The following is a 22,332-nucleotide window of genomic DNA, read 5'->3' as shown; positions in this document are numbered from 1 at the left end:
CGCTGTCATCGCCCGGCCTTGACCGGGCGATCCAGTACGCCGAGGCGTCAGTAGTCTATCGAGAAGCCGCGGCGTACTGGATCCCCCGCTTTCGCGGGGGATGACAAGTCTTTGTGTGGCGAGAACGTGCGTTTCCTTACGCCGCCTTCTGCCCGCTGCCCGCATCGAGCCCGGTATACACTCCACGCTCGAATCCCGCGAATGCCTGCAGACATTTTGCATCCGCGAACGGCAACAGCTGCATCAGGATCACGCCGGTGACGTCGCGTGCCGGATCAATCCAGTAATAGGTGTTGGCAAGGCCCGCCCAGGCAAGGCTGCCGGCGCTGCGTCCCTCAGCGGTCTTGGCCGTATTGATCATGAAGCTGAGGCCCCATTTCTTCGCCTGGTCCGGATAGAGATCGACGTCGTTGGTGTAGACTGGCGCCGCCGTCGTCATCTTCGTCATGTTGAGATCGCCCATCTGGTTCTGCCCCATCATGGCGACCGTCTCTGATTTCAGCACCTGGTTGCCGTTGCCGCGGCCCTTGTTCAGGATCATCTGGGTGAACTTGATGTAGTCGGCCGCGGTCGAATACAGGCCGCCGCCACCCATGTGGAATTCCGGATTCTGCTCGAGCTCGAACGGCATCGCGGCGAGCTGGCCATCCTCGCCGCGCGCATGCACGCCGACCAGGCGTTTACGCATGTCGTCGGTGATCTCGAAGCCGGTGTCGGACATCCCAAGCGGCGCAAACAGATTGTCGCGCAAATATGCATCGAGCCGCTTGCCGCTGACGGCTTCCACCGCCTTGCCGACGAAATCGATATTGGTGCCGTATTCCCAGCGCGTGCCGGGATCGGTCATGATGGGCGTCTTCAGCGCGGCGTTCTGGCAGGTGATGATCCCCGGCGTGCCGGTCTTCTCCATGTAGCGCCCGAACTCGCCGTTCCACATATCGTAGCAGAAACCGGCGGTGTGGGTCATGAGGTGGCGCAGCGTGATCGCGCCCTTCGCCGGTCGCAGTTTTGGTTCGCCCTTGGCGTCAAAGCCTTCCAGCACCTGCGGCTTGGCGAGATCGGGGAGCAGCGATCCGATCGGCGCGTCGAGCGACAGCTTGCCCTGTTCGACCAGCTGCATGGCGCCGGCCGATGTCACCGCCTTCGTCATCGAGGCGATCCAGAACACGCTATCTGCCGTCATCGCATCGGGCTTGGACAGGTCGCGCTTGCCGAACGCGCTCTGATACAGAACGTCGTCGCCGCTGGCGGCGATCGCAACAACGCCGGGAATGTCCTTGGCGTCGCTTGCCTTGCGCAGAATCTCGTCGATCTGGGCTTTGCTTTGCATCCGCGTTTCCTCCGGTTTGATTATTGTTGGAAGTCATCGATTGTCCTCCCGCATCCGCTGCGCGGCAAGCGTGACGACATGCATCCTTCGGTCGCGATGTCGTGACTTGACGGTCTGCGCTTCGCGCGGGACGACTGATCTGCAACACTTCTTCACAATCTGCGGTGGATGGCCGCAACTCGCCGTGACCTTGGATGGGCTCAGGCGGTATGTTTGGGTGTTTGAAGCACTTGAAACATTTTGTGCGTTGCGGCGTTCAGCTTGCGGCCCGATCAGCAGCTGACGTTAGGACTTGATACAAATTTGGCGGCCTCCATCGGCCGCGAGGGGACCTAAGATGATTTCGACCTGGAGCGAATGGAAGCGCTATCCCCGTCCCGGACGGGGCGACAATCTGGAAGCACCGATCTCGCCCGGCATTTATGAGGTGCGGATCGCCGGATCAGGCGCGCTCTATTCGTTCGGCGCGGTCGACAATCTGGCGCAGTCGCTGGCACTGCTGCCGGTCGGCTCGAAATCCTGGTTCGGCCGCCGCGACACTTCCGACGCGCCCGATCTCGAATACCGGACCTGCGCGACCTCCTCCAAGGCCGACGCCAAGGCGGCCGCCGAGCGCATGATCGGCCGGCGCGAGACCTATCTGAGCGGCGCGGCCTGATCATCTCAGCAGTGGCGGTCCCCCACCTCTCCCCGTCGGGGAGAGGTGAAGAGACTGCGCTGCCACGATAGCTCCCAGCAGATGTGCGTTGCGGGACGGTGCATTGCGTACCTGATGTCCCTATATTCCGGGCCGACCCGATCGCCCCTGAGGGAGTAACGCCATGACGCCGACCGCCGCCGCACGCGCCCCGCACGCCACCGCCACCCTGCGTGATCGCTTGAAGGACCCCTCGCTGCTGAAGGAGGCCTGCTACATCGATGGCGCCTGGGTCGGTACGCCGGTCTTCGCGGTGAACAATCCCGCGACCGGTGTCGAGCTCGCAAAGGTGCCGCAGCTCGGCGCGGACGAGACCACCAAGGCGGTCGAAGCGGCGCAGCGCGCGTTCCCGGCCTGGGCCAAGCACACCGCCAAGCAGCGCTCCAACATTTTGCGCAAATGGTTCGAGCTGATTATCGCCAATCGCGAGGACCTCGCGCTGATCCTGACCTCCGAGCAGGGCAAGCCGCTCTCGGAAGCGCTCGGCGAGGTCGACATCGGCGCCGCCTATATCGAGTTTTTCGCGGAGGAAGCCCGCCGCGTCTATGGCGAGACCATCCCGTCACAGCGGCCCGATGCGCGGCTGCTCGCGATCAAGCAGCCGATCGGCGTCTGCGGCGCCATCACGCCGTGGAACTTCCCGAATTCCATGATCACGCGAAAAGTCTCGCCGGCGCTGGCCGCGGGCTGCACCGTGGTGTTGAAGCCCGCCAACGAGACGCCGCTGTCGGCGCTGGCGCTCGCCGCGCTCGCCGAGAAAGCCGGCATCCCCAAGGGCGTGCTCAACATCGTCACCGGTGACGCACCGCCGATCGGCAAGGTGTTGTGCGAGCATCCGGCCGTGCGCTTCGTCGGCTTCACCGGCTCGACTCCGGTCGGCAAGATCCTCTATCAGCAGGCCTCTGTCGGTGTGAAGCGGCTGGGCCTCGAGCTCGGCGGCAACGCGCCGTTCGTGGTGTTCGACGACGCCGACATCGATGCCGCGGTTGAAGGCGCGATCGTCTCGAAATACCGCAACATGGGCCAGACCTGCGTCTGCGCCAACCGCCTCTACGCCCAGGACAAGATCTACGACGAGTTCGTCAAGAAGCTCTCGGCGAAAGTCGCCGCGATGAAGATCGGCGACGGCACGGAAGCCGGCGTGACCCAGGGCCCGCTGATCAACATGAAGGCGATCGACAAGGTCGAGCGTCACATCGCCGATGCCGTCAAGCGCGGCGCCAAGGTCGTCACCGGCGGAAAGCGCAGCGAGCTCGGGCGCTCCTTCTTCGAGCCGACCGTGCTCGCCGACGTCAAGCCGGACTCGCTGGTGGCGCAGGAAGAGACCTTCGGCCCGCTCGCGCCGGTGATCCGCTTCAAGGACGAAGCCGACGTCATCGCGATGTGCAACGCCTCGCCGTTCGGCCTCGCCTCCTACTTCTATTCCCGCGATCTCGGCCGCGTCTGGCGCGTCGCTGAAGCACTCGAGTCCGGCATGGTCGGCGTCAACACCGGCCTGATCACCACCGAAGTCGCGCCCTTCGGCGGCGTCAAGGAAAGCGGCTTGGGGCGCGAAGGCTCACGTCATGGCATGGAAGAATATGTCGAGATCAAATACGTGATGATGGCGGGGGTGTAGTCCCCGCCCATCAATTCCTGCTTCGACGCAGCTCGCTGGGGCTGCGCCCGAGTTCGCGGCGCATCCACTTTGCGAGGTGTGACTGGTGGGAAAAGCCTGCTTCCAGGGCGATGTCGCTGAGCTTGCGGTCGCCCTGGAGGAGCAGCTGGCGGGCGTGCTCCAGCCGTCGCTGCAGGACGTAGCGGTGCACGGTGACTCCCATGGCCGCTTTGAACCAAGTCCTTAAGTGCGAACTGCTGACGCCGGCCTCGCGGCAGAGAATGTCGACGGTGAGCGGCTGATCCAGATTCTCGTCGACATAGGTTGCGATCCTCTGGAGTTGCGCGTCGGAGAGACGCGTGGTTTGGCGCGGTGCATCATCTGCGAGCCCAAGCAGCTCGACCGCCAGGGCCATTCCGACATTCTCCGCGAACAGGGGCCCGCCTGGCGAGCCTGCCTTCATGTCGCTTTCAAGCGCCTGTCCGAGCAGGATGATGCGGTCATTTCGCAGCATGTGATGCGTGCCAAGCCGGACTGACGTCAATCGTCCTGCTCTTGATGCTGCATGATCGAGCATGCCGGGCGCAAGGCGGATCTGAAGCGACCGGTATGGCGTCTCTGCAACGAAGCCTGCACTCGTTCCCGAGGGGATCAGATCGATATCGCCGGCGCGACGCAGATACTCTTCTCCGGTCGCAAGACAACGGGAGCGCGTGGTGGGCGTGAGATGGATGATGATCCGGTGCTCGCCGATCGGTTCGAGGGCATCAGGATCAGACTCCGTTCGCGTCGCTGCGGCGATGCCGCGGGCGGATGACGACACCGAACTCGATCTCGCTCGCATGGTGCGGGCTCCAAGGTCTTGGCGGAACGTGTTCGATATTTGGCGCATCGTGCGCGATTTTCAACGGCCCGGGCGGCAAAGAGCTCATCTGTCGTTTTCTTGACGATGAGGTTGCAGAGTGAGCCATTACGTTGTCGTTGGAGCCGGTCCGGTCGGACGTGAGACGGCTCGCCTTTTGGCAGAGGAAGGACACGGCGTCATCCTCACCAGCAGGAATGCAGGGTCGATCGATGCCGGAGATGTGCGCACGGTTTCGTCGGATGCGACCGACGCCGCACAGCTGGCAGCCCTCGCCAAGGGCGCGGACGCGATCTTCATGTGCGCCATGGCGGCCTATCATCGATGGCCGACCGATTTCTTTCCCATCATGGATGGAACGGTCAAGGCGGCCGAGCAGGTTGGCGCGAAGCTGCTCGTGGCCGGGAATGTCTATGGCTATGGCGCGAAGGCTGTGAGCCCTCTCACTCCGGGTCTGGAATCGGACCCAACCAGCCGAAAGGGCACGACCCGGCACATCATGTGGCAGCGCGCCTTGCGGTCAGGGGCTCCTGCCATCGAGGTCCGCGCAAGCGACTACCTGGGCAGGGGTGCGGTCACGTATTTTTCGCTGCTGGCGCTGCCGTCGTTGCTCAAGAGCGAGCCGGTCTCTTTCCTCGGCGATCTCGATGCGGTTCATGCATGGAGTTTCACCAAGGACACTGCGAGGACACTGGTCGCTGCGTCGCGCTACACCGGAGAATGGGGCCGTCCCTTTCACGTTCCGTCGCAGTCCGCGTCCGTTCGTGAGCTGGTGAGAAGATTCGCGGGCGCGCTGAACATCGACATTCCCAGTCTGCTTCGCCTCACCTCGGCCGATCTCGAAGGCATGGGTTTCGACGAAGCAATCGAGATGTCCTATCTGTTCGAAAAGCCGCTGCTGCTCGACGCCGACGACACGGAGAAATTGCTGGGAGTGACCGCGAGCAGCCTGGACACGATGGTCCGCGATACGCTCGCGGGACAGTTGCGGATGATGGAATGACCAATTCGAACTCCTGGCAGGCTGCCGGCCTGAACCGACGGAAGATCGGCGACTATATCGTCACCGCCATCGTCGATGGTTTCATCGCAGTGCCGTTCGATCTCCTGGCCGGAATAGGACCTGACGAGGCGATGCGCATGACGGTGGCGGCTGGACGCCCCTCGTCATCCGCGATGACCGTCAGCACTTATCTGATCGAGGGAAAAGGCCGGACCATACTGGTCGATGGCGGTGGCGGCGGCATCAATGGCTGGGGAGGGCGACTGCACGCCTCGCTTGCCGCGGCCAACGTCAACCCGCTCATGATCGACCAGGTCCTCCTGACCCATGCCCATCCGGATCACATCGGTGGTCTCGTCGGAGCCCTGCCGTCTGCGCCTTTGTTTCCGAACGCCGAGCTCGTGATGCACGATGCCGAATTCGTTTTCTGGACGGATGATGCGATCCTCAATCAGGCGCCGGATGCGATGAAGCCGTTCTTTCAGGCCGCCCGCGTCGTCTTCGAAGCGTACGGGGCGCGACGCCGAACGGTCAGCGAAGGGCAAGTCGCGCCCGGAATCTCGATCGAACATTTCCCCGGCCACACCCCGGGACATAGCGGCTATCGGATCGACGGTGGCGATGCGTCTTTGCTGATCTGGGGTGACATCGTCCACTACCCGGATATCCAGGTGCCGCGACCCGAAGTGACGATTGCGTTCGACGCCGATCAGACAGCGGCCGCAGCAACCCGAAAGAAGGTGCTCGAGCGCGTGTCTGCGACCGGAGAGCTGGTCGCCGGAATGCACCTGAATTTCCCGGGATTTGGACGATTGTCGAAGACAGGACAAGCGTTCGAGATCCGTCATGAGCCCTGGTCTGCGGAGCTCATCTGACGCTCTCCATTGTCGTCCTGGCGGAAGCCAGGACGACACCGGGGGCGTCGCGGGCTGGTTCCGTGATGGCGACAGTCACCGCCGCAGCACTGCAATCGTCCGATTCGCAAACGTCAGCCGCTCGGCCATGACTGACACGAAATAGGTCAGCAGCTTGTGGCTGAGCGCGGGGTCTTCTTCCCTGATCGCGGCGAACTGGTGCGTGTTGAGCACGTAGAGCACGCTGTCGACCTCGGCCTGGATGGTGGCGCTGCGCGGGGTCTGAGAGACGAGGCCCATCTCGCCGATGGTGGTGTATCGCCCGAGGCTGCGCACGCGCGTGGTGCGGTCGTCATCGGCAGGGACCATGATGCCGACGCGGCCGTCGAGGATGAAGTGCATGGAGTCGGCGGGATCGCCGGCCTGCACGATGATCTCTCCGGCTTCGACCTCGATGCGCTGGCAGCGGCGGATCAGCTCGTCGGCATCGTCCTCGCTGCCGAGAATGCCGGCGAACCAGTCGTGCAGGCTCGCTTCTTCCCGCGTCAGCCCCTGGTGTTGCGCGATCAGTTCGTTCTCGCACCATTCCAGCGCATGATCGAGCTCGCCGATGATGGTGACGCCTTCGCCGATGAAGTCGCTGGAGCGCAGCACCTTCTCGGCGGCCGCCGACAGATGCACCAGGATCAGCTCGACGCCGAGGTCGGCGGCGCTGCGCTTGATCTGGGCGAAGCTGTAGGCGGCGGAGGAATCGACGCCTGTGACGAGCTTGAAGTCGAACAGTAGATAGCGGCACTCCGGGCGCTCATGGAGCAATTGCTTGACGTGCTGGTAGAGCCGGTTGGCGGAGCCGAAGAACAGGTAGCTCTGGAGGTTGAGGCCCTGGATCTTGCCTCCATGGGCCAGCAGCACCTCCTGGTCGTCGCGCGAGCGGTCGAGCGAGGAGCGATATTCGGCGCCGTCAAAACTGTACTTGATGGATTCGACGCGTGCCGCGCTGAAGGCGAAGGTCGCGCAGCCGATGATCACGCCGATCAGGATCCCCGGCACGAAACCCCAGGCCACGATGATGACGATGATGGCGACCAGCGACAGATATTCGAGCTTCGAAAGCCGCTTGCGCGACTCGATGATCCATTTGTGCAGCTGGTCGGCGCCGAGATAGAGCAGCAGGCCGCCGAGCACGAATTTGGGAATGAAGCCGAGCAGCTCCGGCGCAATCGCGAGCATCAGCAGCGACAGTGCCGAGGCGGTGAGCCCGGACATCCGTCCGCGGCCGCCGCTGGAGAAGTTGAGGATCGAGCGGCTGACCGAGCTGCAGCCGCAGTAGCCGCCGAGTACGCCGGTCAGGATATTGGCCGCGCCCGTGACGTTCAGCTCGCGCTCGAGGTTGGCTTCGCGGTGCACGGCCACCTCGATGCCGGTGGTGTTGAACAGCGTGCTTGAGGCAGTGACGAAGATGACGGCGACGAGGTTGCCGAGCAAATCAGGCACGGCAAACCAGGGATAGCGGGCGAGATCGTCGGTGTGCCAGGGCAGCATGAATGCCGCTTGCGGCGGCGGCTGAAACGTCCAGCCCATCGTATGGGCCTCGTCGAGCGAGACGCCCGCGATCCAGAACGCCAGATGCGCTGTCATCACGCCGCCGACCAGGATGATTGGCAGCCCGAACGGATTTCGCGAGCGGTGCCATGTCAAATATAGCACCAGCGCCATGGCGCAGGCGGCGCCGAGCTCGAGCAGCGTGGTGCCGTTGGCGAAGCGCGGCAGCGTCGTAAGTTGCACCGGAGTGTTGGTGATGACGCGGACCGCGCCGAGCGCGATGAGAAGTCCGGTGGCACCGAGGAAGCCGCCGACCACGGGGTAAGGCACGTAGCGGATGGCACGGCCCATCCGCGTCAGGCCCAGCCCGCACAGCACGACCCCGGTCAGCACGGTCGACAGGCCGAGCGTGATCAGGACCGGTGAGAGCAATGGTGCGGAAGGATTGGCGGCCTGGACGCGCTCGACCACCGAGGCCGCCAGGATTCCCGTCACTGCGGCTGTCGAGCTATCTGGGGCGGCGATGATGAAGGGCAGCGAACTGCCGAGCCCGATCACGAGCGCAAGCACTGCAGAGCTGATGAAGGTCGCGGCAATGCCGTAGGACAGATAGGGCGAGAGCGGGCCGGCAAAGATCAGCAGCGCGTAGGACAAGCCGAAAGTGACGGTGAGGATGCTCGCCGCACCTCCGCCCAGCATATCGTTCAGTGCACGCTTGACGGACGGACTGACCCTGGTGACCGAATCGAAGCCGATTGCAGGGTCTGTCACGCTGTCGCACTCGCTCATGAAAATTCCCGTCCCGAGAGGTAGACGAGTGCGAGCCTAGCGCAACAGGATTCTTGCAAATATGAGGTATCCGACAAAAATGCCGGGAATTCGTGTGTGAACGGTCAATCACGGTTGATGAGAAAGCTGAAATGCAGTGCTCGCAGCGTTGTGGCAAAGCCATTCCACCCACCGCTGTCATTCCCCGCGAAAGCGGGGAATCCAGTACGCCGCAGCCTCTCCGTATCCCGTTGCCGTCTCTGGAATACTGGATCGCCCGGTCGCGCCGGGCGATGACGGTAGGGATGTGGGGACGGCGCGGCTAGATCTTCAGCTCTTTCCCCGTCACGCGCCGATACGCTTCCAGATACCGCTTGCTGGTCGCATCCACCACGCTGGCGGGCAGCGGCGGCGGGGGGGCGTCGCCGTTCCAGCGGCCGGCGCGGCGCTCGACGTCGAGATAGTCGCGCAAGGGTTGCTTGTCGAAGCTCGCCTGCGGCTGACCGGGCTTGTAGGCATCGACCGCCCAGAAGCGTGAGGAATCCGGCGTCATGACCTCGTCGATCAGGATGATGCGGCCGTCCCTGTCGCGGCCGAACTCGAACTTGGTGTCGGCGATGATGATGCCCCGCTCGCGTGCCAGCTCTTCGCCGAGCGTGTAGATCGCGCGCGTCATGCTCTCCAGCGTATAGGCGACGTCGTCGCCGACCACTTCGCGCATCTTCGCGATGGTGATGTTCTCGTCATGGCCGGTCTCGGCCTTGGTCGCCGGGCTGAAGATCGGCGGCTCGAGCTTCTCGCTCTCAACGAGGCCCCCCTTCAATTTCTCGCCCGCAAGCGTCCCGCTCGCCGCATATTCCTTCCAGGCGGAGCCGGAGAGATAGCCGCGGATCACGCATTCGATCGGAAACACGGTGGTTCGGCGCGACAGCGTGGCGCGGCCGAGGATCTCGGCGCGATGCGGCTCCAACGCGGGCACGGCCGCGATGATCTCGTCGGTGTCGGCGCTGATCATGTGATGCGGCACGATGCCTTCGAGCTTGTTGAACCAGTACGCACTGATCTGCGTCAGCACCGCGCCCTTCATCGGGATGGTCTCGCCCATCACGACGTCGAAGGCGCTGATGCGATCGGTGGTGAGGAGCAGCAGGCGGTCGTCGTCGACGGCGTAGATATCGCGCACCTTGCCGCGGCCGATCTTGGTCAGGGGCAGGTCGCTGGAGAGCATGGCGGTCATAGGCAGAGCTTTCGGACAGAAGGCTTGAAGAGGGGCATCCGGCCGCACCTGATGGCGCGGCCGAAAGCCGGATTAGCCTATTCCGGCAGCGGAATGAACTCATGTTCCTGCGGAACCGCGGCGAAGCGGCCGGTTTTCCAGTCCTGCTTGGCCTGCTCGATCCGCTCCTTGCTGGAGGAGACGAAATTCCACCAGATGTGGCGCGGACCCTCCAGTGCATCGCCACCGAGAAACATCATGCGCGTCGCCTTCAGCACTTTCACGGTGATGCGGTCGCCGGGGCGGAAGATCAGCAGCCGCGGCCCCTCGTAGCGCTCGTTGGCGATCTCGACCTCGCCATCGACGACATAGATCGCGCGTTCCTCGTGATCGGGGTCGAGCGGCACGGTCGCGCCGGCGACCGCTGTGACCTCGGTGTAGAACCAGGGCGAAACCATCTTCACCGGCGAGGCGATGCCGAAGGCGGAGCCCGCGATCACGCGCGCGGTGAAATCGCGCTCGGAGATCATCGGCAGATCACCGGCGGCATAATGCTGGAACGAGGGATCGATCTCTTCGGAGCCTTCAGGCAGCGCGATCCAGCTTTGCAGGCCGAGCATCTTCTGCCCTGAAGCGCGCTGCGCATCCGGCGTGCGCTCGGAATGGGCGATGCCGCGGCCCGCGGTCATCAGGTTCATCGCGCCCGGCGCGATTTCCTGCACATTGCCCTCGCTGTCGCGATGCATGATGGATCCGTCAAACAGATAGGTGACGGTGGCAAGGCCGATATGCGGATGCGGCCGCACGTCCATGCCCTTGCCGGAGACGAACTGCACCGGGCCGAAATGATCGAAGAAGATGAAGGGCCCGACCATCTGCCGCTTGCCATGCGGCAATGCGCGCCGCACCTCGAAACCGTCGCCGAGATCGCGGGTACGCGGCACGATGACGAGATCGAGCGCGTCGCAGGACATGGGATCGCCGAGCACGGGATCGTTTGAGGGTTGCCAGCTCATGGTGGACTCCTGTTTCTTGCTGGTATGATCGTAGCAGAACATCAAAGGGAACGGGAGAAGCGTGATGATTCCGCCGCTCAAGCCTGGCGCCAGGCTGCTCGAGGTCACCGGACCGAGGCTGGAGACGGAACGTCTTGTCCTGCGTCCATGGCGCGCAGGCGACATCGCGCCCAATTCGGCCATGCTGAGCGATCCGGACACGGCGCGTTTCATCACCGCTGATGGCAAACCTGTTACCACCGAGATTGTCGGCTGGCGCAACGCGGGCGTGATGGCCGGGCACTGGGCGCTCCATGGCTTCGGCATGTTCGTCGTCGAGGAAAAGTCGAGCGGCACCTATGTCGGTCGCGTCGGCCCGTGGTGTCCGCCAGGCTGGCCCGGCTTCGAGGTCGGCTGGGGCATTGCCGTTGAATTCCGCGGCAAGGGCTATGCGGTCGAGGCGGCCCGTGCGTCGATCGACTGGGTGTTCGACAGCTTTGAGATTGACGACATCCTGCATTGTATCGAAAGCACGAATGCGCCGTCGCAAGCCGTCGCGCGCAGGCTCGGTGCGCGGAAGGATCGCGAGATCGAGTTGTTCGACAAGGCGGCCGATGCCTGGATCACGTCGCGCGCCTCGTGGCGGCGAAATTGAATCGCTATCCGATCTGACCTAAGTTCGCGGCCCAAGCGATCGGACCCAGCTGTTGGACCAAGTTGATGCTGTTGACCAATCTCGATCTCGCCTTTCGCGCGGCCAGCGTCACGCTGCTGCTGCTGCTGGCGGTGTCGCTGCTGACGGATTTTCGCAATGTGCTCGCAGCGCGGCTTGGTGTCGCCTTCGCGCTGGGCACGGCGGTGCATGCGGCGAGCTATTCGCTTGATGTCACGTCACGAGTCCCGCTCTGGCATGCACCGCTGATCGCGTTGTCGACCGGCGATATCGTGGTGTTCTGGCTGTTCACACGCGCCCTGTTCGACGACGAGTTTCGCCTCCGCTGGCGGCACGGATTGATCTGGGCGCTGGTGACGGCCTACAGCTTCGCGGGCTGCGTGTGGATTGCGCCCAGCGGCCATGTGCGGTTCTCGGTGACGTTGGTCAATCTGATCGTGCTCGGTTTCATCGCGCTTGCGGTCTGGCAAATGATCGCGTCGTGGCCGGCCGACCTGGTCGAGCGCCGCCGCCGCGTTCGCGTGTTCATCGTCTGCGCAATCGCGCTTTATGGCGGGTTGAACGCGATTCTGCAGATCGCAGTCGCCGGCTACCACGTTGGCAATGTCGCCGAAACCGTCAATGCCGGCGCGCTCACCTGCACCGTGGCGGCGATTGTCTATGCCATGATGCGCGTTGAAGGGGCGGATCTGTTTCCGGCAGCAGTGGAGCCTGCACCGCCTCTGGTTTTCAGTCAGCCTGCGGGCGATGACGTCCCCGATCAGAAGCTCATCGACGCCCTGATGCGCCTGATGGGCGACGAGCGGATCTATCGTCAGGAAAACATCACCATCGGCGTGCTGGCCACCCGGCTGAAAATTCCGGAATACCGGCTGCGGCGGTTGATCAACCAGCGGCTCGGCTATCGCAACTTCAATGTATTCCTGAACAACCACCGCATCGAGGAAGCCAAGGCCGCGCTCGCCGATCCCGCCCAGGCCGAGGTTCCCGTCATCACCATCGCCATGGACGCCGGCTTCCAGTCGCTCGGCCCGTTCAACCGCGCCTTCAAGGCGGTGACCGGCGTGACGCCGACGGAATATCGGCGGCTCAAGGTTGATGCGGTCTAGATTCCAGACCCTTGAAATCACGTAAGAATTCCGAAATCGACCAGCTCCGGTCAGTTTCGGCGACGCCGATTTTCAAATCCGGCGAGCGCCTGTCGCTCGCATCCGGCCTGCTCTCCGACACACGCCCCACAGCCGGAGAAAGCCAGTGACCCGTCGCCGTAAGATCGTCCTTCTCACCACCGCCATCGCCTGTGCCGGCCTCGCGTTCGGCGCGGCCCGGGCGCGGGACGTGCCCAAGGTTGCCACCGGCTTCATCGCCGCCACCATCTGCGCGGAGACGTTCGTCTCCGGCCTCGATCCCAGGCGCGACCTCGCAGAAACCACCGAGGCGATGCCCGGCGCCGGTCTGCTGACCTGGGCGATGAATTTTCAGGTCGATCGCGCCCGCAAGGATGTCACGGTGTCCCTGCTCGGCATCGGCCGCAGCCACGCGGTCTATCGCGAGGGGCTCGGCTGCACGCTCGAGCACGGCCAGGGGCTCACCGATGTGGCGTTGCCGCGGGATGACAAGCAGCCGGTGTTGCTGCCGGAGATCGCCGGCCCTGACATCGTCGCCCCGCAGGGCGAGGGCCTCTCAGCCGCGCTCGACCGCGCCTTCGCCGAGCCCGCGCAGCCGCCTTACCGCCGTACCCGCGCGATCGTCGTCATGAAGAATGGCCGCGTCATTGCCGAGCGCTATGCCGACGGCATCGGGCCAGAGACGCAGCTGTTCGGCTTCTCCATGACGAAGTCGGTGATGTCGGCGCTGGTGGGCATTCTCGTGCGCCAGGGCAAGTTGAAGCTCGACGTTTCAGCGCCAATTGCCGCCTGGCAAAGTCCTGATGATCCGCGCCATGCGATCACCGTCGACCAGTTGCTGCGTCATACCGCCGGCATCGCGCTCGGAAGCTCTCTGGAGGCCAAGCTTGGCTCCGCGCTCGAGCCGGTCAACACGATGAAATACGCCGAGGACGATATGGCTGGCTTTGCCGAGCGCGCGCCGCTTGCGACCGCGCCGGGCACGGCGTGGAATTATCACGACGGCAACTTCGTCATTCTCGCGCATCTGCTGCGGGATGCTGCCGGCGGCAAGCCGGCGGATGCGCTGGCCTTAGCGCGCCGTGAGTTGTTTGCGCCGCTCGGCATGCGCTATGTCACGCTCCAGCTCGACGTAACAGGCACGATCGAGGGCTCCGGCTCGATGCTGGCATCGGCGCGCGACTGGGCGCGCTTTGGCCAGCTCTATCTCAATGACGGCGTCGCCGGCGGCAAGCGGATCCTGCCGGAGGGTTGGGTGAACTATTCCGCGACCGCCACGCCAAATGCCTGGGTCGGCATCGGCGCCGGCTTCTGGACCAACCAGGGCAACAGCTTCGGTGCGAAGTTTCGCGTCGAGCACGGTTGGCCGCGCGATGCCTTCTTCGCCAAGGGCACGATCGGTCAGTACACGATTGTGATTCCGTCCGAGCGGCTCGTGATCGTACGGATGGGCCGCTCGCTGAACTGGCCGCCGGAAGTCGACGGCGTATTCGATCTCGTCCGCGACGTCGTGGCTGTCACGCGCGAGACGGGGAAGCTGGCGGGAGCGAATTAGACGACCTACTGCCGCCCCAGCTCCGTCGCCTTGGCCACGCGATCGAATCGCTCCAGCGTCATGATCGCGTCGGCGAACTTGTCGGCCCGAGCATTCAGCACGGGTCGCGCCAGCGTCAGAAACTTCTGCTGCATGGCCTGCGCGTCCGGGAACGAGGTCGGCTCGCCGGAGGGATCGGCATAGAGCCGCTCATGCACGCCGTCGTCAGTCGTGATGCTGACGCGTGCGCCGAACGGATGCGTGCGGCCGACCTCTAACCGGTCGTCCTGCACCACGTCGAATTTGTCGGCGAGCGCATCGATCGCGGCATCGCCGAGCCTGGCGTAATCGTCCCAGCCGAACGAGCCCTGGTCGAGCGCGAGCGCACCGGTGAAAAACATCGAGAACTGGCCGCCGACGATCGAGGTCGGATGCCGCTTGGTGGCGGCATCGCCGGTCAGCGTGATGCCGTTGCGGTGCAGGCCGATCTCGACGCGCTTGACCTGGTCGGGCGTCAGATTGTGCTCGCGCCGCATCGCGATCAGCGCGTCGATCGCGGCATGGGTGTAGCGGCAGCTCGGGTAAGGCTTCACGCCGATCTTCATGGTCTCGTAGGTCTTGCCGAGCCCGGCCACCGCCTTGTCGGGATGTGCGTCGTCGGTGTAGCCGGTGAGCAGGCCATGCTTGCCCTCGATCGATTCCGTCGCACCGACGAAATCGTTGCGGGCCAGCGTCGCGGCGATCACGCCATTCATCGCGGCCGCGCCAACCTGGTAGCGCTTGTTCCAGGCGCCGTTCATCAGGAATTGCAGCGAGCCCGCCGCCTGGCTGCCGGCGACGCCGAAGGCGGCGACGATCTGCGCCTCGGAGAGGCCGAACAGCTTTGCTGCCGCTGCGGCCGCGCCATAGGTGCCGGCGGTCGCGGTCGGATGAAAGCCGCGCGCATAATGCGAGGTCGGGTCGAGCGCGTTGCCGAGCCGGCAGCAGACCTCGTAACCCGCAACGATCGCGGTCAGCACGTCGCGGCCGGAGGCGCCGACCATTTCGCCGACGGCAAAGGCGGCCGGAACCACCGGCGCGCTCGGATGCAGCGAGGAATCCGCATGCGTATCGTCGAAATCGAGGGAATGGCCCAGCGCGCCGTTGAGGAGGGCTGCGACCGCCGGCGTCCAGGTCTTGGCATCGCCGAACACGGTGGAGCAGCCCTTGGTGTCGAGCGACAGCGCTTCCAGCATCTTCAGCAGCGACGGGGTCGATTCCGCCTCGCTCCGCGCCCGGATGGCGCTGCCGAGGAAGTCCAGCGTCAGCACCTTGGCGCGATCCAGCACCTCCGCCGGAATATCGGCGAATTTCAGCTTGGCGACATAGGCGGCGAGCGTTGCGGTTTCGTGAGCCATCGTGTTTCCTCGTTTTGGCCGGCAAATTAGGCGGGCTGATTTTGCCTTTCAAGCGGCCTCGGGGCCGTGGGCATCAGCTATGCTTTTGGCTGGTGAGATGAGGATCGGACCGAGGCTTTCGACAATGACACTCGCAAGAGAGGTATTCGACCTTGTCTGGTCGCGCAGGACGCAATTGGGGCTGGCGGTCCGGGTCACGGTTGCGGCCGCCGGGGCCTACGCGCTCGCGACCGCGCTGCATCTGTTGTTGCCGCTCTGGGCCGTGCTGACCTCCATCATCGTGACCCAGATGAGTGTCGGTCGCTCGCTGAAGGCGACGCGCGACTACATGCTGGGCACGATTGGCGGCGCCATCTATGGCGGCGCCATCGCAATCCTGATCCCCTATTCGAGCGAAGCGGGCCTGCTGGGACTGCTCGTGCTGGCCGTGGCGCCGCTCGCCTTCATTGCGTCGATCTATCCGAACCTGAGCTCTGCAACGGTGACGGCCGTGATCGTGCTCGTGCTTCCGAGCATGCATCACGCCGATCCCATGGCTTCCGCGATCGATCGCGTCAGCGAGGTTTCGGTCGGCGCGGTGACGGGGCTGCTCGTCTCGTTCCTGGTGCTGCCCTCGCGCGCGGTGCGGCAGATCCGCGCCAGCGCCGCGACGCTGCTTGAATTGATCGCGGATGCCTTCGGCGAATTGCTCGCGGGCCTCACGCGCGGTCGCGACAACGATGCGCTGCATCGGATCCAGGACGGCATCGGCACCGCCATGGTGGGCATGAACACCATCGGCGCCGAGGCCGAGCGCGAGCGTTCAGCCCGGCTGTCGAGCGGGCCCGATACCGGCCCGCTCTTGCGGACGATCCTGCGGCTGCGCCACGACGTCGTGATGATCGGCCGCGCCACCGTGGTGCCGCTGCCGGCCGAGGTGCAGGTCAGACTCGCAGGTCCGCTGGCCGAGGTGAGCGCGGCGATCCTTCGCTTCCTGAAATCGGCGGCAGAAGCCTTGCGCGAGGGCGCGGGTGCGCCGCCGATCCATCCGGTGCACGTCGCGCTTCAGCACTATTCCGAGGCGGTTGCGGCCGTGCGCCAGGACGGCGTGATCCGCGGCCATCCAGGCGACACCGCGGAGCGCTTCTTCGCGCTCGGCTTCTCGCTGGAGCAGATGCACCAGAATCTCTGCGACCTCGACCGCGTCGTCGGCGAGTGGTCGGATGCCGCGGCCGATGGCCCGGTGAAAGTGGCTGAGTGAGCTATCTTTTCGTCAGGCCCTTGCTTTGCAAGCGCCACAGCAGCAGATCGATACGGTCCTGGCCGAAGAACGGCTCGTTCTCGAATACGAAAGTCGGCACGCCCCAATGGCCTGACGCCGCGTGGTCCTTTTCATTCCCCGCGATCACCTGCTCGTAGCGATCCGGATCGGCGCTGATCGCGGCATCCATCGTGACGAGATCGAACCCGGCTTTCTGGGCAGCGCGGGCGAGGTGATCGCCCTCGTTCCAGCCGGCAACCGAGCCATCCCAGAGCACAGGCGCGATTGCCGCGGTGAAGACGAGCGAGCGGCCATCGAGCTGTGCCATGGCACCCAGCCGCGTCAGGCGATGGATGTAGGGCTGCTCTGTCGCGACATCGAGCGTCGTCATGTCCTGCACGATTGGATCGGGCCGCGGAAAGCGGAACGGAATGCCCGCGTGCTCGGCGACGCGGCGGCTGTCCAGCACGATGTAGCGTGCGAATTGGGGGCTGGCCTTCTTGAAGAAGCCGGGCACGCGCACCGCGATCGGATAAACCGGCCGCAGGTTCACAGCGAGATCGTACTCCTCGACCAGCTTCAGCGTCCTCGGCAGCGCCAGATAGCTGTAGGGGCTGCGAAACGAGAAGAAGAGGTCGACCGACAGCGTCATCGCGCCGGATCCGCGATGCTTCCCATCATGCTGCGGGCCACGAGCTTGTGGAACGGCGTGATGAGGGTGAGGTAGCTCCGCCCGAGGAGATTATTTGTCTTCACCAGCGTGGTCAGGGTGACCTCGCGGCTCGCTGCATCGCCGGCAACGTCAACGACGATGCGAAAATCGAGGTGAGAATCATTGAAGCCGGCGATCAGCCGCTCCGGGGTCTCGCTCAGCACAGGAAACAGGCCGATCAGGCCGCCGGGCGCTGGCGCGCCTTCACCCGATTTTTTCAGGCCAAATGGTGTCACCAGAATGTTACGCAGGCGCGTCAGCGCGTCGATCCAGCGCGGCCCGTGCAACACCATCCGGGTGCAGGCCTCGCGGGCGCTTAATTGCGTCGCGCCGACCTCTGCACGAAAGGCGTCGATGAACTGCGCGCCTGATAGCACAGCGCCGGCATCGACGTCGGGTGTGATTTCGCGGACCGGTCCCGTCATCCCACCAGTTTGCGCGTCAACATGCGGAAGCGCAAGATCAACAAGCCGGCATAAACGAACGATCCGATCGACAGTCCGACCCAGACGCCGACCGCGCCGAGACCGGTATGGAAGGCGAGCACCCAGGCAATGGGAAATCCGACGCACCAATAGCCGATCGCTGCAAACACCAATGTCATCTTCGTGTCATTGATGCCGCGCAGCGCGCCGCCCATGATGGTCTGCAGCGCATCGGCGATGAAGAAGGTCGCGCCGACCAGCAGCAATGTTGCGGTAAGCTCGACCGTCGACGCGCTGGCCTCGCTGTTGCCGAAGAACAGCCGTCCCAGCTCGTAGCGGCCGAGGATGATGGCAACCGTCAGCGCCGAGACGAATGCAATCCCGAGCACGGCGGCGACGAGTCCCGCGCGTCGGACGCCCGCCGGCTCGTTGCGGCCGAAGGCGTGGCCGACCCGCACCGTCGCAGCCATGCCAATGCCGAGCGGGACCATGAACAGCACGGCCGTGACCTGCAGCGCGATCTGGTGCGCGGCGAGCGCGGTGGTCGAGATCAACCCCATCAGCAGCGCGGCCGAGGAAAACAGGCCATACTCCAGCAGCAGCGAGAACGAGATCGGCGCGCCGATTGAGATCAGCTGGCGCATCAAGGGCCAATCGATCCGCCAGAGGCGCGTGAGTGGGTGGTAGTCGGCGAACGGCTTGCGCAACGCCGCAATGGCGAGCGCTGCGACGAAGGTGCCGAGATTGACCAGCGTCGTCGCCAGTCCCGCGCCGAACAGGCCCAGCTCCGGCAGGCCGAACAGGCCATGGATCAGGCAATAGACCAGCGCGAAATTCGCGGGGATCGCCGCGAGCGTAATCCACAGCGGGGCCTGCGGCCGGTTCACCGCACTCATCATGCTGCGGATCGCGATGAAGCCGAGCGCCGGCGCGATGCCCCAGGCGAGGCCATTCAGATAACGCTGGGCGAGCGCCGCCGAATGCGGCGCCTGTCCGAGCGCAATCAGGATCTGCTCGCCATAAAGTGGCGAGGCCATCATCGGCAGCGAGATCAGCAGCGCGACCCACAGCCCGACGCGCAGGGAGAGGCGGATGCGCCTGATGTCGCCGGCGCCGAATGCTTGTGCGGCCAGCGGCGACACCGCAGCCATCAATCCAAGCCCGAAGGTGAAGCTGACGAAATAGACGGTGTGCGCAAGTGCCGCAGCCGCGACCGAATCCTCGCCGAGCCGCCCGATCAGCGCGAGATCGCTCGTGATCATCGCGATCTGCCCGAGCTGCGTCAGCATCATCGGCACGGCCAGCCGCAGCGTCTCGGCGAATTCCTGCGCGAGGTGACCTTGGACGCCGGTTTGCCGCGGCTGTTGTGATTGGACGCTGTCGAGCATGGGGCGCTCAATAGCACAGCCTCGCGACCAAAACATGGCTCTCGTGTCCCGGACGCGCGAAGCGCGAGCCGGGACCCAGAAGTCACGGGCGTTGATGTTGCAGTATGGGCCCCGGCTCAGCAGCGCATCACTGATGTGCTGCGCTGCGTCCGGGGCACGAGAGCGTTGTTAGAAGGAGAGGCGAAGCCTCAGCCCTTCCTTTCCGGCATGCGGCGGATCTTCGCGCCCAGTGCGTTCAACCGTTCGTCGATGCGCTCATAGCCGCGCTCGATCTGGTCGGCGTTGTTGATGGTCGAGGTGCCCTCGGCGCAGACGGCGGCGAGCAGCATCGCCATGCCGGCGCGGATGTCGGGGGAGCTCAGCGTCGCGCCGTGCAGCCGGCTGGGGCCTGCGATGATCGCGCGATGCGGATCGCACAGCACGATACGCGCGCCCATCCCGATCAGCTTGTCGACGAAGAACATCCGCGATTCGAACATCTTCTCGAACATCAGGATCACGCCCTCGCATTGCGTGGCGGTGACGATCGCGATCGACATCAGGTCGGCGGGGAAGGCGGGCCAGGGCTGGTCTTCCAGCTTCGGCACATGGCCGCCGAAATCGTCCTGGATCTTCAGCGTCTGGTTCGACGGCACGATGAGATCGTCGCCCTCGACGCGGCAGACGATGCCGAGCCGCTCGAAGCCCATGCGGATCGAGCGCAGGTGCTCGACGCCGGCGCGGACAATACGAAGCGGCGAGCGCGTCACGGCGGCAAGCCCAATCAGCGAGCCGACCTCGATATGGTCGGGCTGGATCCGATAGGTCGCAGCGCCCAGCGTCGCCGGGCCGTGGATCACCATGGTGTTGGTGCCGATGCCCTCGATCTTGGCGCCGAGTGCGACCAGAAAGTTGGCGAGGTCCTGTACATGCGGCTCGGAGGCTGCGTTGCGCAGATAAGTGACGCCATCAGCTGCGACCGCTGCGACCAGCGCGTTTTCGGTCGCGGTCACGCTCGGCTCGTCCAGGAACACGTCGGCTCCGGTGAGTTTTGGGCAGCGGAATTCCAGCCGGTCGGTCGCGGTGACCTTGGCGCCGAGCTGTTCGAGCGCCAGCACATGGGTGTCGAGCCGGCGTCGGCCGATGACGTCGCCGCCGGGCGGCGGCAGCATCACCTCGCCGCAGCGCGCCAGCAGGGGACCTGCGAGCAGGATCGAGGCGCGGATGCGGACGCAGAGCTCGGGGTCGAGGTCGGCGGCGCGGATGCTCTTGGCGTGAATGTGAAGCGTGTTGCGTCCGGTCCATTCCGCCGATGCACCGACCGAGCGGATCAGCTCGACCAGCGTCTCGGTGTCGCGGATCCGCGGCACGTTCTCCAGCGTCACCGGATGCTCGGTGAGCAGTGCGGCTGCGATGATCGGCAGCGCCGAATTCTTGTTGCCGGCCGGCTCGATCGAGCCCGAGAGCCGGTGACCGCCCTCGACGATGTACTGAATGGGCGCCACTTGGATCTCTCCGTCCTGTTGGGTTGGGGCGGGCTGCTTGGGAGGCGGAAACTATAGGGAATTGAGCGCGGTAGCAATTGTGCAGGACGCGGTACGAGGCGGTCTGCCGGCCGGGCGCTCCTCAGAACATCCCGATGATATTTCCCACCACATAGAGGACCGCGATCAGGATCAGCACGCCCATGGCGAGGAAGGATATCTCGATGGCGATGGCGCCGGTCCCGAGCGTGGCTGCTACACCGGCCAAAAGTCTCTCCTCGCGAAAAACGAGGGCGAGGACCGAGAACAGGATCGCAAGCAGGCCGAACGAGATCGCAGCGATCGAGGATGCGTCACCCAACTGGCTCCGCGTCGATTTCTCGCGCGGCGGCGCATGATACTCCACGCCTTTGACACGCGCGATCAGGCGATCTTTGAGGCGGTGACCGGTGTCGACGATGATTTGATCCGCGGGCGGCGGAGGATAGATCACCGGCAGGATCCAATGCGGCAGAACGGCCGCGATCAACGCCAGCACGCCGACGAGGCTCCCGATCACGCCAAGCCGGCGCGAAGGGGCAACTGGCGTCAATGCGGGAGCGCTCATGAGATCACGCCTCAGGTCGCTCCGCGCTTCAATTGCGGAGCAAATTGATCACGCCGCCCTCGCCTTTCTCTTCGAAATACATCAGATCGATGTAGATCGCAGCCGCAAGAACCAGCGCTCGCTCATCTTCTGTCAGGCTGCGTTCCAGATATTCCACCAGAAAATTATCGCGGTCGGTGAACAGTTCTGAGCCGAGGCCAGACCATTTTTTCGCAACGCGCGCGCGCTCTTGCCCTCCGCCCATGAACGGAAAGGTCCATACGCGCCAGAATGGCGAACTGACTTCGAGCACCACTCGTCCCTGCGCATCGTGCACATGGAAGCTCTTGGTGAGAATCGAGAACTGACGCTCGATGGTTCCGATGAGGCGGCCGTCGCGCGAACGCAGTTCCAGGCACTGAAAGAACCAGCGGAAGGGATGAATCCCGCGCATGACCGGCTGTCGGGCATTGTCGAAAAAATGGACCTCGAAGGAGCGCCAATGCCCGAATGCCTGCCGCCCCAGGAAGCCGAGAAGTCCCTTCTGCTGTTCAGCCGCATAGAGCAGATCGCGGCCGTTTTCATCGCGAATGCGGTACTTGTTGCGGGTTTCGAAACCGAAGAGTTCGGCCATTTCGAAGACCTGCTGCACGTACATTCGGCTCTGTCCAGCTAAAATCGGCAACATGTCGTTCGGACCTCTTCCAGAGCCGCCTACACCATTTCGTCGCGATGGCCGGGGATGAGGTTCAGGCGGCGGTGTTGGTCCACCTCTCCCCGACGGGGAGAGGTCGGATTGCGCAGCAATCCGGGTGAGGAGCCGCAGTGCTAGGTGCGACCGTAACCCCTCACCCGGAGCGCATCTATCGATGCACTCCGACCTCTCCCTTCGGGAGAGGTGATCCGGGCCCCGTGCCTTGCAC

At 64.4% G+C, this 22,332-nt stretch carries 20 protein-coding genes; 8 read left to right on the top strand and 12 right to left on the bottom strand.

Features of this window, described 5'->3' with window-relative positions:
* Positions 1–136: 136 nt before the first annotated feature.
* On the bottom strand, positions 137–1,330 hold the full coding sequence (locus M2427_RS25860; RefSeq protein WP_280709631.1) for a serine hydrolase domain-containing protein: 1,194 nt from the start codon (positions 1,328–1,330) through the stop codon (positions 137–139).
* Positions 1,331–1,667: 337 nt separating this feature from the next.
* Here M2427_RS25860 and M2427_RS25855 point away from each other — a divergent pair, with 337 nt between their 5' ends.
* Both M2427_RS25855 and M2427_RS25850 read left to right on the top strand, forming a co-directional pair.
* A complete protein-coding gene (locus M2427_RS25855) occupies positions 1,668–1,988 on the top strand; it encodes a hypothetical protein (RefSeq protein WP_280709630.1) in 321 nt (106 codons plus the stop codon).
* A 163-nt stretch (positions 1,989–2,151) separates the two neighbouring features.
* The gene (locus M2427_RS25850; protein ID WP_280709629.1) at positions 2,152–3,645 is read left to right on the top strand and encodes an NAD-dependent succinate-semialdehyde dehydrogenase; all 1,494 of its coding nucleotides are present in this window, start codon (positions 2,152–2,154) and stop codon (positions 3,643–3,645) included.
* 10 nt (positions 3,646–3,655) lie between these two features.
* Here the strand turns inward: M2427_RS25850 and M2427_RS25845 are convergent, their stop codons facing one another.
* Positions 3,656–4,468 carry an AraC family transcriptional regulator gene (locus M2427_RS25845; RefSeq protein ID WP_280709627.1) on the bottom strand — a complete coding sequence of 271 codons (813 nt, stop codon included), beginning with the start codon at positions 4,466–4,468 and terminating at the stop codon, positions 3,656–3,658.
* 118 nt (positions 4,469–4,586) lie between these two features.
* Between M2427_RS25845 and M2427_RS25840 the strand changes: the two genes are divergently transcribed.
* Together M2427_RS25840 and M2427_RS25835 are read left to right on the top strand one after the other, a co-directional pair.
* Entirely contained in the window at positions 4,587–5,489 is a 903-nt protein-coding gene (locus M2427_RS25840) for an NAD(P)H-binding protein (protein ID WP_280709626.1), read from the top strand.
* A complete protein-coding gene (locus M2427_RS25835; RefSeq protein ID WP_280709625.1) occupies positions 5,486–6,364 on the top strand; it encodes an MBL fold metallo-hydrolase in 879 nt (292 codons plus the stop codon). Before M2427_RS25840 ends, M2427_RS25835 begins: the two co-directional genes overlap by 4 nt.
* Before the next feature lie 75 nt (positions 6,365–6,439).
* Here M2427_RS25835 and M2427_RS25830 read toward each other — a convergent pair whose 3' ends face one another.
* From M2427_RS25830 to M2427_RS25820, 3 genes are all read right to left on the bottom strand, one after another.
* Entirely contained in the window at positions 6,440–8,656 is a 2,217-nt protein-coding gene (locus M2427_RS25830) for a SulP family inorganic anion transporter (protein ID WP_280709624.1), read from the bottom strand.
* A gap of 319 nt (positions 8,657–8,975) precedes the next feature.
* Complete coding sequence (locus M2427_RS25825) at positions 8,976–9,890, bottom strand: phosphoribosylaminoimidazolesuccinocarboxamide synthase (RefSeq protein ID WP_280709623.1); 915 nt, start codon at positions 9,888–9,890, stop codon at positions 8,976–8,978.
* 77 nt (positions 9,891–9,967) lie between these two features.
* Positions 9,968–10,885 carry a pirin family protein gene (locus M2427_RS25820; RefSeq protein WP_280709622.1) on the bottom strand — a complete coding sequence of 306 codons (918 nt, stop codon included), beginning with the start codon at positions 10,883–10,885 and terminating at the stop codon, positions 9,968–9,970.
* A 64-nt stretch (positions 10,886–10,949) separates the two neighbouring features.
* Between M2427_RS25820 and M2427_RS25815 the strand changes: the two genes are divergently transcribed.
* From M2427_RS25815 to M2427_RS25805, 3 genes are all read left to right on the top strand, one after another.
* Positions 10,950–11,519, top strand: a complete 570-nt coding sequence (locus M2427_RS25815) for a GNAT family N-acetyltransferase (protein ID WP_280709621.1) — start codon at positions 10,950–10,952, stop codon at positions 11,517–11,519.
* A gap of 65 nt (positions 11,520–11,584) precedes the next feature.
* On the top strand, positions 11,585–12,646 hold the full coding sequence (locus M2427_RS25810) for a helix-turn-helix domain-containing protein (protein ID WP_280709620.1): 1,062 nt from the start codon (positions 11,585–11,587) through the stop codon (positions 12,644–12,646).
* 145 nt (positions 12,647–12,791) lie between these two features.
* A complete protein-coding gene (locus M2427_RS25805) occupies positions 12,792–14,219 on the top strand; it encodes a serine hydrolase (protein WP_280709619.1) in 1,428 nt (475 codons plus the stop codon).
* Between the two features lie 5 nt (positions 14,220–14,224).
* Here the strand turns inward: M2427_RS25805 and M2427_RS25800 are convergent, their stop codons facing one another.
* A complete protein-coding gene (locus M2427_RS25800; protein ID WP_280709617.1) occupies positions 14,225–15,595 on the bottom strand; it encodes an MmgE/PrpD family protein in 1,371 nt (456 codons plus the stop codon).
* Between the two features lie 124 nt (positions 15,596–15,719).
* Between M2427_RS25800 and M2427_RS25795 the strand changes: the two genes are divergently transcribed.
* Positions 15,720–16,835 (top strand): FUSC family protein, encoded by a 1,116-nt coding sequence (locus M2427_RS25795; RefSeq protein WP_280709616.1) that lies wholly within the window; start codon positions 15,720–15,722, stop codon positions 16,833–16,835.
* 1 nt (position 16,836) lies between these two features.
* Here M2427_RS25795 and M2427_RS25790 read toward each other — a convergent pair whose 3' ends face one another.
* From M2427_RS25790 to M2427_RS25765, 6 genes are all read right to left on the bottom strand, one after another.
* Positions 16,837–17,487 (bottom strand): 2-hydroxychromene-2-carboxylate isomerase, encoded by a 651-nt coding sequence (locus M2427_RS25790; RefSeq protein WP_280709614.1) that lies wholly within the window; start codon positions 17,485–17,487, stop codon positions 16,837–16,839.
* Entirely contained in the window at positions 17,484–17,972 is a 489-nt protein-coding gene (locus tag M2427_RS25785) for a DUF2867 domain-containing protein (protein ID WP_280709613.1), read from the bottom strand. Before M2427_RS25785 ends, M2427_RS25790 begins: the two co-directional genes overlap by 4 nt.
* On the bottom strand, positions 17,969–19,360 hold the full coding sequence (locus tag M2427_RS25780) for an MATE family efflux transporter (protein WP_280709612.1): 1,392 nt from the start codon (positions 19,358–19,360) through the stop codon (positions 17,969–17,971). Before M2427_RS25780 ends, M2427_RS25785 begins: the two co-directional genes overlap by 4 nt.
* Before the next feature lie 188 nt (positions 19,361–19,548).
* Positions 19,549–20,844, bottom strand: a complete 1,296-nt coding sequence (murA, locus tag M2427_RS25775; RefSeq protein WP_280709610.1) for a UDP-N-acetylglucosamine 1-carboxyvinyltransferase — start codon at positions 20,842–20,844, stop codon at positions 19,549–19,551.
* A gap of 121 nt (positions 20,845–20,965) precedes the next feature.
* Complete coding sequence (locus tag M2427_RS25770) at positions 20,966–21,430, bottom strand: hypothetical protein (protein WP_280709609.1); 465 nt, start codon at positions 21,428–21,430, stop codon at positions 20,966–20,968.
* Positions 21,431–21,458: 28 nt separating this feature from the next.
* Entirely contained in the window at positions 21,459–22,097 is a 639-nt protein-coding gene (locus M2427_RS25765; RefSeq protein WP_280709607.1) for a phospholipid scramblase-related protein, read from the bottom strand.
* Positions 22,098–22,332: the final 235 nt, after the last annotated feature.

This window comes from Bradyrhizobium sp. BR13661 (assembly GCF_029892425.1).
Lineage (GTDB): Bacteria > Pseudomonadota > Alphaproteobacteria > Rhizobiales > Xanthobacteraceae > Bradyrhizobium.
This window is presented reverse-complemented; position numbering and strand designations above follow the sequence as displayed.